This is a genomic window from Mycobacterium sp. TH-M116 (assembly GCF_057473685.1).
Map to the genome: position 1 here is coordinate 1 of NZ_JBYCLC010000241.1, position 2,065 is coordinate 2,065.

The window sequence follows — 2,065 nt, forward strand, 5'->3', positions numbered from 1 at the left end:
CTTCCGATGGACATGACCCCTGCAGAGTTGGTGGTACCCAAGTGAAACGCGGATTTGCACGGCCGACACCGGAGAAGCCTCCGGTCATCAAGCCGGAGAACATCGTCCTGCCAACTCCGCTGAGCATTCCGCCGCCGGAGGGCAAGCCCTGGTACATGATCGTGATCGGCGTCGTCGTGATCGGCCTACTGGGCGGCATGGTGGCCATGACTTTCGCCAGCGGGTCGCACGTGTTCGGCGGCGTCGGCTCGATCTTCCCGATCTTCATGGTCGGCGGGATGATGATGATGATGTTCGGCAGCCGGATGGGCGGCCAGCAGCAGATGAGCCGGCCGAAGCTGGACGCGATGCGCGCCCAGTTCATGTTGATGCTGGACATGCTGCGCGAGACGGCCCACGAGTCGGCCGACAGCATGGACGCCAACTACCGGTGGTTCCACCCGGCACCCACGACACTGGCGGCCGCCGTCGGCTCGCCCCGGATGTGGGAACGCAAACCCGACGGCAAGGACCTCAACTTCGGCGTTGTCCGGATCGGCGTGGGCATGACCCGCCCCGAGGTGACCTGGGGTGAGCCGCAGAACATGCCGACCGACATCGAGCTGGAGCCGGTGACCGGCAAGGCGTTGCAGGAGTTCGGGCGCTACCAGAGCGTCGTCTACAACCTGCCGAAGATGATCTCGCTTCTGGTCGAGCCCTGGTACGCGCTGCAAGGGGAGCGCGAACAGGCGCTGGGGCTGATGCGCGCGATCATCTGCCAGCTGGCCTTTTCCCACGGACCCGACCACGTCCAAATGATCGTGGTGAGTTCCGATCTCGACGAATGGGAGTGGGTGAAGTGGCTGCCGCACTTCGGCGACCCCCGGCGTCAGGACGCGGCGGGCAACGCGCGGATGGTGTACGGCTCGGTGCGCGAGTTCGCCGCCGAGCAGGCCGAGCTGTTCGCGGGCCGGGGTTCGTTCACGCCTCGGCATGCCAGTTCCTCGGCGCAGACGCCGACGCCGCACACCGTGATCATCGCCGACGCGGCGGACCCCCAGTGGGAGTTCGTGATCAGCGCCGAGGGCATCGATGGGGTGACATTCTTCGACCTCACCGGATCGTCCATGTGGACCTCGGTCCCGGAGCGGATGCTCAGCTTCGACGAAAAAGGCATCATCGAGGCGCTGCCCCGCGACCGCGACACCTGGATGGTGATCGACGAGAAGCCTTGGTTCTTCGCGCTCACCGACCACTTCAGTCTCGAGGAGGCCGAGGAGTTCGCACAGAAGGTGGCACGCTGGCGTCTCGCCGAGGCCTACGAGGAGATCGGCCAGCGGGTCGCCCATATCGGCGCCCGTGACATCCTGGCCTACTACGGTATCGACGACCCGGCCGACATCGACTTCTACGCGCTGTGGGGCAGCCGCTCAGACCACATGGGCCGTTCGCGGTTGCGTGCGCCGTTCGGAAATCGCTCCGACAATGGCGAACTGCTGTTCCTTGACATGAAGTCGCTGGACGAAGGTGGTGACGGCCCGCACGGCGTCATGTCCGGCACGACGGGTTCGGGTAAGTCGACCCTGGTGCGGACCGTGATCGAATCGCTGATGCTCAGCCACCCGCCCGAGGAACTGCAGTTCGTGCTGGCCGACCTCAAGGGTGGATCGGCGGTCAAGCCGTTTGCCGGGGTACCGCACGTGTCGCGGATCATCACCGACTTGGAAGAAGACCAGGCGCTGATGGAGCGCTTCCTGGACGCACTGTGGGGTGAGATCGCCCGCCGCAAGGCGATCTGCGACAGCGCCGGCGTGGACGACGCCAAGGAGTACAACTCGGTACGCCTCCGGATGCGGGCCCGCGGCCAGGACATGCCAGCGCTACCGATGCTCGTGGTCGTCATCGACGAGTTCTACGAGTGGTTCCGCATCATGCCGACAGCGGTCGACGTGCTCGACTCGATCGGCCGGCAGGGCCGCGCGTACTGGATCCACCTGATGATGGCGTCGCAGACCATCGAGAGCCGGGCGGAGAAGCTCATGGAGAACATGGGTTACCGCCTCGTGCTGAAAGCCCGTACTGCGGG

General features: G+C 65.4%; 1 protein-coding gene. It reads left to right on the forward strand.

What is annotated here, in order from left to right:
• Positions 1 to 41: 41 nt before the first annotated feature.
• The coding region (gene eccCa / locus AC2VOK_RS12070; protein WP_428900676.1) for a type VII secretion protein EccCa at positions 42 to 2,065 on the forward strand (2,024 nt) is incomplete at its 3' end.